The organism is Streptomyces recifensis (assembly GCF_002154615.1).
Classification (GTDB): Bacteria; Actinomycetota; Actinomycetes; order Streptomycetales; family Streptomycetaceae; genus Streptomyces; species Streptomyces griseoluteus.
Window position 1 is genome coordinate 1 of sequence record NZ_MUNH01000557.1, and the last position, 8,006, is coordinate 8,006.

Annotated in this window: 9 protein-coding genes; 2 read left to right on the plus strand and 7 right to left on the minus strand. The window is 72.0% G+C overall.

The window, feature by feature from the left end; all coding sequences use genetic code 11:
* Positions 1 to 148: 148 nt before the first annotated feature.
* From CCN33_RS25785 to CCN33_RS25815, 7 genes are all read right to left on the minus strand, one after another.
* A complete protein-coding gene (locus CCN33_RS25785) occupies positions 149 to 670 on the minus strand; it encodes a hypothetical protein (RefSeq protein ID WP_086695865.1) in 522 nt (173 codons plus the stop codon).
* A gap of 125 nt (positions 671 to 795) precedes the next feature.
* Positions 796 to 1,479 carry a uracil-DNA glycosylase gene (gene ung / locus CCN33_RS25790; protein ID WP_086695866.1) on the minus strand — a complete coding sequence of 228 codons (684 nt, stop codon included), beginning with the start codon at positions 1,477 to 1,479 and terminating at the stop codon, positions 796 to 798.
* 82 nt (positions 1,480 to 1,561) lie between these two features.
* A complete protein-coding gene (locus CCN33_RS25795; RefSeq protein ID WP_086695867.1) occupies positions 1,562 to 3,151 on the minus strand; it encodes an ABC transporter substrate-binding protein in 1,590 nt (529 codons plus the stop codon).
* Between the two features lie 196 nt (positions 3,152 to 3,347).
* Positions 3,348 to 4,109: an SDR family oxidoreductase gene (locus CCN33_RS25800; protein ID WP_086695868.1), complete on the minus strand. Its 762-nt coding sequence runs from the start codon at positions 4,107 to 4,109 to the stop codon at positions 3,348 to 3,350.
* Between the two features lie 37 nt (positions 4,110 to 4,146).
* Positions 4,147 to 4,908: a 3-oxoacyl-ACP reductase FabG gene (fabG, locus tag CCN33_RS25805; protein ID WP_086695869.1), complete on the minus strand. Its 762-nt coding sequence runs from the start codon at positions 4,906 to 4,908 to the stop codon at positions 4,147 to 4,149.
* A gap of 144 nt (positions 4,909 to 5,052) precedes the next feature.
* Positions 5,053 to 5,502 carry a DUF3037 domain-containing protein gene (locus CCN33_RS25810; RefSeq protein WP_086695870.1) on the minus strand — a complete coding sequence of 150 codons (450 nt, stop codon included), beginning with the start codon at positions 5,500 to 5,502 and terminating at the stop codon, positions 5,053 to 5,055.
* Complete coding sequence (locus tag CCN33_RS25815) at positions 5,499 to 6,263, minus strand: HipA family kinase (RefSeq protein WP_086695871.1); 765 nt, start codon at positions 6,261 to 6,263, stop codon at positions 5,499 to 5,501. Before CCN33_RS25815 ends, CCN33_RS25810 begins: the two co-directional genes overlap by 4 nt.
* Before the next feature lie 71 nt (positions 6,264 to 6,334).
* Between CCN33_RS25815 and CCN33_RS25820 the strand changes: the two genes are divergently transcribed.
* Complete coding sequence (locus CCN33_RS25820; protein ID WP_086695872.1) at positions 6,335 to 6,724, plus strand: VOC family protein; 390 nt, start codon at positions 6,335 to 6,337, stop codon at positions 6,722 to 6,724.
* A 58-nt stretch (positions 6,725 to 6,782) separates the two neighbouring features.
* Positions 6,783 to 8,006 (plus strand): cytochrome P450 family protein (locus tag CCN33_RS25825; protein WP_086695873.1); only part of this gene is annotated, 1,224 nt, incomplete at its 3' end.

Here is an 8,006-nt window from a genome sequence, read left to right on the forward strand (position 1 = left end):
GGGCGTACCCGGACCGCCCGCGCGCCGACACCCCGCGCGCGCCCCGCGCGGTTCCGCAGATCCCGAATGTGTGCGCGCTGGGCAAGAAGTACGGCGGCTGGCCGAAGAACAGCCCGCAGTCGACGATCTGCGAGCGGGCGTACGGGCGTTAGCGCGTCGGCCGCTGCCTCGGCGGCCCCCAGCCGTCGCCCTCCGGGGGGCCGGTGTCGGGAAGGCGGAGTTCCAGGCGGGTGATCGCGGCCCGGACGGCGGTGCCGTAGCCGTCGTCGGGGAGGGTGCCGGCCGCGCGGCGGGCGCGGCTGAGGTGGGTGCGGGCGGCGTCGGCGCGGTCCAGCTTGAGGTAGTCGGCCGCGAGGCTGAGGTGCAGCGAGGGGTAGAAGCCGCGCACGCTCGCGGGGTCGGCGCCGGGACGGCCGTCGGTCAGCTCGTCGGCCGCCGACAACGCCCTCAGGTCCCACGCGAGTTCGTCCGCCGGGTCGTCCTGGGTGTCGGCCAGGTAGTGGGCGAGGGTGCAGCGGTGCAGCGGGTCGCCGGACTCGGCCGTCTCGGCCCACAGCTCCAGCAGCCGGCGCCGGGCCTCCTCGCGGTCGCCGCCCCGGTGCAGCATGACGATCTGCCCGATCCGGGTGAGCAGGGCATCGGGCGCCGTCTGCTCCTGTCGCTCCGCCACCGCGCCCTCCGGACCCGTCCTCCGGCCGCTCGTCGGCCGTCCGCCCCCGACGCTAACCGCAGCCGGCGGCGATACCGGGCAGGCGGCCCCGGACGAAACGGTGAGACCGCCTGGCCGGTCCCCGGTCAGCCCAGGTCGGGGATGCGCCAGTCGATCGGCTCGTGGCCCTGCGCGGCGACGGCCTCGTTGATCTGTGTGAAGGGGCGCGAGCCGAAGAACTTCTTCGCGGACAGCGGCGAGGGGTGCGCGCCCTTGACCACCACGTGCCGCGTCTCGTCGATCAGCGGCAGCTTCTTCTGGGCGTAGTTGCCCCACAGGACGAACACCGCCGGGTCGGGGCGGGAGGCCACCGCGCGGATCACCGCGTCCGTGAACTTCTCCCAGCCCTTGCCCTTGTGCGAGTTGGCCTCGCCGGAGCGCACGGTGAGCACCGCGTTCAGCAGCAGGACGCCCTGTTCGGCCCAGGGCATCAGATAGCCGTTGTCCGGGACGGGCAGGCCCAGCTCCGCGTGCATCTCCTTGTAGATGTTCCGCAGCGACGGCGGGGTCTTCACACCGGGTCGCACCGAGAAGCACAGCCCGTGCCCCTGGCCCTCGCCGTGGTACGGGTCCTGGCCGAGCACGAGCACCTTGACCTTGTCGTACGGCGTCGCGTCCAGCGCCGCGAAGACCTCCTCGCGCGGCGGGTAGACGGGACCCTTCGCCCGCTCCTCCTCGACGAACTCCGTCAGCTCCTTGAAGTAGGGCTGCTGGAGTTCGTCACCCAGAACGCCCTGCCAGGACTCGGGCAGCATGGCGATGTCGGTCACGTCGGTGTCCCTAACGGTCGGCGGTCACTTCCAAGGCTTCAGAACCTACAGGCGACCACTGACAACACCGATGGCAGGCCGCTCACCAGCTCGTCTTCCGGTTCAGCTCCCACATCATCATGATCGTCGAGGGGTCGAGGGCGCGCTCGCCGCCGGAGATGTCCTCACTCGCGGCGATGTACTGGCGCCCCTGCCACAGCGGGATCAGCCGGGCGTCCTCGACCATGATCCGCTGGGCGGCCGTCAGGTCCTTCACCACCTGGGCCCGGTCCCCCTGGGCCCGCGACCGGGGCAGCAACTCACCGGTGATCCTCTTGCTCACGTAGGGGGTGCCGAGGGCGTTGTGCGCGCCGACGAAGGGCGCGATGAAGTTGTCCGCGTCGGGGAAGTCCGGGAACCAGCCCCGGCCGAACACCGGGTACTCCCCCTTCTGGTAGCCGGTGACGTAGGTCTTCCAGGGGCGGGCGCGCAGGGTGATGGTGAAGAGCCCGGAGGCCTCCAGTTGCCGCTTCAGCTCCCGGAACATCACGCCGGTCTCGGAGCCGTAGCGGTCGGAGGTGTACCAGAAGGTGAGCGGGACCCGCTGCTTGATGCCCGCCCCGGCGAGGATCGCGCGGGCCTTGCCGGCGCTGGGTTCGCCGAAGTGGTCGAAGTAGGAGGTGGCGTGGCCGGTCAGACCCTTGGGGACCATGGAGTACAGCGGTTCCACGGTGTCCCGGTACACCTTGTGCGCGATGGCGCCGCGGTCCACGACCTGGGCTATGGCCTTGCGCACGGCGGCGTTCCCGGCCCAGCGGTCCTTGGGGTTGAACACCAGGTAGCTGATGTCGGTGCCGGTGCCGTCGACCAGTTGCAGCCCGGCCGGGGACTGCTGCTGGAGGGTGAGGATGTCGTTGGCGGCGAGTCCCCGGTAGGTGACGTCGATGCTCTTGTCGCGCAGCGCCTCGACCATCGCGGCGGAGTCCTGGAAGTACCGGATGGTCACCGCCTTGTTCTCCCGCTCGGCGAAGCCCTCGTACCGGTCGTTGCGCACCAGCACGGCCCGTTCGCCCTCGTCGTAGGACTCCAGGCGGTACGGGCCGGAGCCGTGCACGTCGCCGTCCTTGCGCAGCGAGTTGGCGGGGTACTCGCGCGGGTCGACGAGGGACATGGCGGGGGTGGCGAGGACGAACGGGAAAGTGGCGTCGGGCCTCTTGAGGTGGAAGACGATCTCCCGCGTGCCCGTGGTCTCCACCCGGTCCAGCCCCTCCAGCAGTCCGGCGGGGCCGCTCGGGGCGTTGATGGTGCGGATGCGGTCGATGGAGTGCCGGACGGCCTCGGCGTCGAGCGGGTGGCCGTCGGCGAACTTCAGCCCGGCGCGCAGCTTGCAGCGGTAGGTGCGGATGGTGGAATCGGTGAAGGAGCAGCTCTCCGCGGCGTCCGGCTGGGGGGTGGTCGCGCCGTTCGGGTAGGCCAGGAGGGTCTGGTAGACGTTGCGGAACAGTTCCCAGGAGCCGTCCCAGGCGCCCGCCGGGTCCAGGGTGCTCGGCGCGCTGGTCGTCCCCACCACGATCGGGCTGCTGTCGTCCGGGCCGCCGTCGGAGAGCAGTCCGCAGCCGGGCAGCAGGGTGATGAGGGAGGTCAGGGACACGGCCGCCGCGACCCTGCGCCGGACTCTGTTCCGCTTGAACACGCGCTCGCTCCTCGATCCGCCGTACCAAGGTCGGCAGACCATACCGCAGCACCGGACCTCGTGAACCTCCCCTGAAACATGGGCTGTTGATCAACTTCGGATGACTACGTTGTCATGCGGCGGGCCCGCCTGGAACGCGCACGGGCGCCGCTCCCCCTTGAGGGAGCGGCGCCCGTGGTGGCGCGGGCCGAGAGGGTCAGCCCACCCCGGCGTTGAGGAAGATGCCGCCGTCCACGACGAGCGTCTGACCGGTGACCCAGTCGGACTGCGCGGAGGTGAGGAAGGCCGCGGCCCCGCCGATGTCGGAGGGGACGCCGAGCCGGCCGAGCGGATAGGAGGCGGCCGCCTCCTCCTCCCGGCCCTCGTACAGGGCCTCGGCGAACTTGGTCTTCACGACCGCCGGGGCGATCGCGTTGACCCGCACCTTGGGCGCGAACTCGTGCGCGAGCTGCTGGGTCAGGTTGATCATCGCGGCCTTGCTCACGCCGTACGCGCCGATGAACGGCGAGGGCGCGAGGCCGGCGACGGAGGCGATGTTGACGATCGCGCCGCCGTTCTCCCGCTGCCAGGCGTGCCAGGTCTTCTGGGCGAAGCCGAGCGCCGAGATCACGTTGGTCTCGAAGACCTTGCGGGCCACGTCCAGGTCGACGTCGGCGATGGGGCCGAAGACCGGGTTCGTGCCCGCGTTGTTGACCAGGTAGTCGACGCGGCCGAAGGCCTCCATGGCGCGTCCGACGGCCTCGGTCTGGTGGGCGAGGTCGTGGGCCTTGCCGGCGACGCCGATGACGCGGTCGGCACCGAGCCGCTCGACGGCCTCCTTCAGCGCCTCCTCGTTGCGGCCGGTGATGACCACGCGGTCACCGCGTGCCACCAGGGCCTCAGCGACGCCGTAGCCGATGCCCCGGCTGGCGCCCGTGACGAGCGCGGCCTTGCCGGAGAGTGCGGGGAGTTCAGTCATGTCCGTGTGCTCCAGGGTTCCTCGGGGTCCGGACCGGCTAGTCGAGCGGTCCGCCCGCGACGTACAGCACCTGGCCGGAGACGAATCCGGCCGCCTCGCCCGTGAAGAAGGCGATGGCGTTGGCGATGTCCTCGGGCTCACCGACGCGCTGGACCGGGATCTGGGTGGCGGCGGCCTTCTTGAAGTCGTCGAAGCCCATGCCCACGCGGTCGGCCGTGGCCTTGGTCATCTCGGTGGCGATGAAGCCGGGGGCGACGGCGTTGGCGGTGATGCCGAACTTGCCCAGCTCGATGGCGAGGGTCTTGGTGAAGCCCTGGAGACCCGCCTTGGCGGCCGAGTAGTTGGCCTGACCGCGGTTGCCGAGCGCGGAGGACGAGGACAGGTTGACGACCCGGCCGAAGCCCGCGTCCACCATGTGCTTCTGGACGGCCTTGGTCATCAGGAACGAGCCGCGCAGGTGCACGCCGAGCACGGTGTCCCAGTCGGACACGCTCATCTTGAACAGCAGGTTGTCGCGGAGCACACCGGCGTTGTTGACCAGGATGGTGGGCGCGCCCAGCTCCTCCGCGATCCGCGCGACGGCGGCCTCGACCTGCGCCTCGTCGGAGACGTCGGCGCCGACCGCGAGGGCCTTGCCGCCCGCGGCGGTGATCTTCTCGACGGTGTCCTTGCAGGCGGCCTCGTCCAGGTCGACGACGGCGACGGCGTGACCCTCGGCGGCCAGCCGGATGGCGGTGGCGGCGCCGATGCCGCGCGCCGCGCCGGTGACTACCGCGACCCGCTGTTCAGTGGTGGACATTGCTGCTTCTCCTCGCCCTTGAGAGAACCCGGCCGGTCCGGACCGGACCCGCCGTGCGGTGAGCGACCGCTTAGTACCTTCAGCACCCGTGACGCTAGAAGCCCTGGCACCCGGTGTCAACGGGACACCGGGCGGTGTGATCCATTACCTCACCAGGAGGTCCAGCAGCCGCTCCGTCTCGGCCACCGGGTCGGCGGTCAGCCCGGTGTGCACCGGGCCGGGCCGCACCACCGTGGAACGGGGCGCGATCAGCCAGCGGAAACGCCGCCCGGCGTCGTCGCCCGCCGCCTGCCCGGCGTCCTCCCCACCCGCGCAGATCCGCTCCACGGCGCCGAGCGCGGCCCGCACCCCCGCCACGTCCGCGTCCGGGTCGAGGGCGCGCAGCCGGGCCTCGTCCAGGTGGGTGCGGGCGCCGACGTACCCGCGGGCGCGGCAGTAGACGATCACGCCCGCGTTGATCCGCTCGCCGCGCTCGACGCGGGGGACGACCCGCAGCAGGGCGTACTCGTAGACCTCGCGGTCGCCGCCCTGGCCGCCCCGGATGATGTGGCGCTCGACCACACTCCCGGCCATGTGAATGTGGTGCTCGCTCACTTGCTCTCCTTGAGGCCCTCGATGCGTTCATGGACGGTGCCCGCGCGGGCGAGCAGCGGACGCGCGTAGGCACGGCGCAGGTCGTCGGGGGTGTCGAAGCCGGGTTCGTCGGCCAGCCAGGCGTCGGGGATCCGGGCGGTGACCTCGGCGAGCAGTTCCTCGGTGACCAGGGGGGCCAGGTCGGCCGCGGCGGCGGCGACGTCGGGGGTGAAGCGGGCGAGGGCATGGTCTGCCGCGTCGTAGGGCCGGGCTGCGGAGGCGTCGACGGAGGGCCAGTTGTGGTGCCAGATCATGGTGGCGCCGTGGTCGATGAGCCACAGCCCGCCCCCCTGTACCAGGAGGTTGGGGTTGCGCCAGGAGCGGTCGACGTTGTTGACCAGCGCGTCGAACCACACGATCCGGCCCGCCTCCCCGGGGTCCACGGGGAAGGCGAGCGGGTCGTAGCCGAGGGCGCCGGAGAGGAAGTCCATGCCGAGGTTGGCGCCCCCGCTGGCGCGCAACAGGTCCTGCACCTGTCGCTCGGGCTCCCCCAGTCCGAGCACGGAGTCCAGCCCGACGGTCACGAGGCCGGGCACCCGGAAGCCGAGGCGCCGGGCGAGTTCCCCGCAGACGACCTCCGCGACCAGGGTCTTGCGGCCCTGCCCTGCGCCGGTGAACTTACAGACGTACAGCCCGAGATCGTCGGCCTCGACGAGCCCCGGCAGCGAGCCGCCCTCACGCAGGGGCGTGACGAACCGGGTGGCAGTGACTTCGGTCAGCATCCGCCCAGGCTATCTCGCGTATGCCGGCCCACCTCGGCCTCTGTTCCGGCGCCTCCTGGCAGGATCGGCGCATGACGAACACTCCGCTGCGGATCAACGCCCTCATCGTCGACGCCGACGACCCCGAGCGGCTCGCCGCGTTCTGGTCCGAGCTGCTCGGCAGGCCGGTCGTGGGCCGCACGGGCCCCTACGTCTGGCTCCGGCGGGAGGACGGCCTGGGCCTCGGGTTCCAGCGGGCCGACGGCGCCACATCGGGCAAGAACCGCATGCACTTCGACGTCACCGCCGCCGATCCGGCCGAGGAGCAGCGGCGCGTGGAGGCGCTGGGCGGGCGCCGGCTGACGGAGTACGACGAGGGCGGTTTCCTGGTGATGGCGGACCCGGAGGGCAACGAGTTCTGCGTCATCCCCGACGGCCCCTTCGAGCTGGACGACGACGGCCGCGCCCACTACCTCGGCTGACCCGCCGGCCCTACGATCGGCGACGCACCCTCCCGGCCGTACGACCGTCAGGAGCACCATGGAGACGTCGCCCTCCGAAGTCCCGCACCGTCTGAACCCCGCCGGGGGCTGCCCGCACGCCGACAACGCCCGGCTGCTGGCCCTCGGCGCGGTGGCGCCCGTCGAGCTGCCGGGCGGGATCGAGGGGATGGCCGTGCTGGGCCACGACGCGCTGCGTGACTTCCTCCAGCATCCCGACGTCGCCAAGGACGTACGGCACTTCAAGGCGCTGCACGAGGGCCGGATCGCACCGGGCTGGCCACTGCTGACCTTCGCCACCGTGCGCGGCATGACCACGGCCGACGGGGCGGACCACCGGAGGCTCCGGTCGCTGGTCAGCAGGGCCTTCACTCCGCGCCGGGTGGACGGACTCCGGCCGCGTGTGGAGGAGTTGACCGACGCGCTGCTCGACGGCCTCGCGGCGGCGGACGGCGTCGTCGACCTCCGGCAGCGGTTCGCACTCCCGCTGCCGATGGGCGTCATCTGTGAACTCCTCGGGGTGGAGGAGCGGTTCCGCGACCGCCTGCACCGGCTCAGCGATCAGGTGGTGGCGACCGACATCGGCCCGGAGGCCGCACTGGCCGCCAACCGCGAACTGGTCACCGTGCTGGGCGAGATAGCCGCGAGCAAGGCCGCGCGCCCCGGCGACGACCTGACCAGCGCCCTCATCGCGGCCCGTGACGAGGGCGGCGACCGGCTCGGGCAGGAGGAGCTGATCGGCACCATGGTGCTGCTGATCGTGGCCGGGCACGAGACCACCCTGAACCTGATCACCAACGCCGTCCGGGCCCTGTGCGCCCACCGCGACCAGCTCGACCTGGTCCGTTCCGGGGCCGCGAGCTGGGCCGACGTGGTGGAGGAGACCCTGCGCTGGGACTCCCCGGTCAGCTACTTCCCGTTCCGCTATCCGGTACGGGACCTCGACGTCGACGGTACGACGATCCCGGCGGGCACTCCGGTTCTGGCCGGATACTCCGCCGCCGGACGCGACAAGGCGGCGCACGGCCCGGATGCCGACCGCTTCGACGTCACGCGTCCGGCCCGCGCCGGTGCCGTGCGCAGTCTGTCGCTGGGACACGGCGCCCACTACTGCCTGGGCGCTCCCCTGGCCCGGCTGGAGGCGACGGTCGCGCTGGAGCGGCTGTTCGCCCGCTTTCCGGACCTCGAACCCGCCGTGCCGGAAGCGGACCTGCCGCGTCACGCCGGCTTCGTCGGCAACAGCGTGCGGGAGCTGCCGGTCCGC

Excerpts from the sequence above, each read along its gene's own strand:
- CCN33_RS25800 (WP_086695868.1), bottom strand. The coding sequence starts at position 4,109 with ATGACTGAACTCCCCGCACTCTCCGGCAAGGCCGCGCTCGTCACGGGC.
- CCN33_RS25815 (WP_086695871.1), bottom strand. The coding sequence starts at position 6,263 with ATGCTGACCGAAGTCACTGCCACCCGGTTCGTCACGCCCCTGCGTGAG.
- CCN33_RS25820 (WP_086695872.1), top strand. The coding sequence starts at position 6,335 with ATGACGAACACTCCGCTGCGGATCAACGCCCTCATCGTCGACGCCGAC.
- fabG (WP_086695869.1), bottom strand. The coding sequence starts at position 4,908 with ATGTCCACCACTGAACAGCGGGTCGCGGTAGTCACCGGCGCGGCGCGC.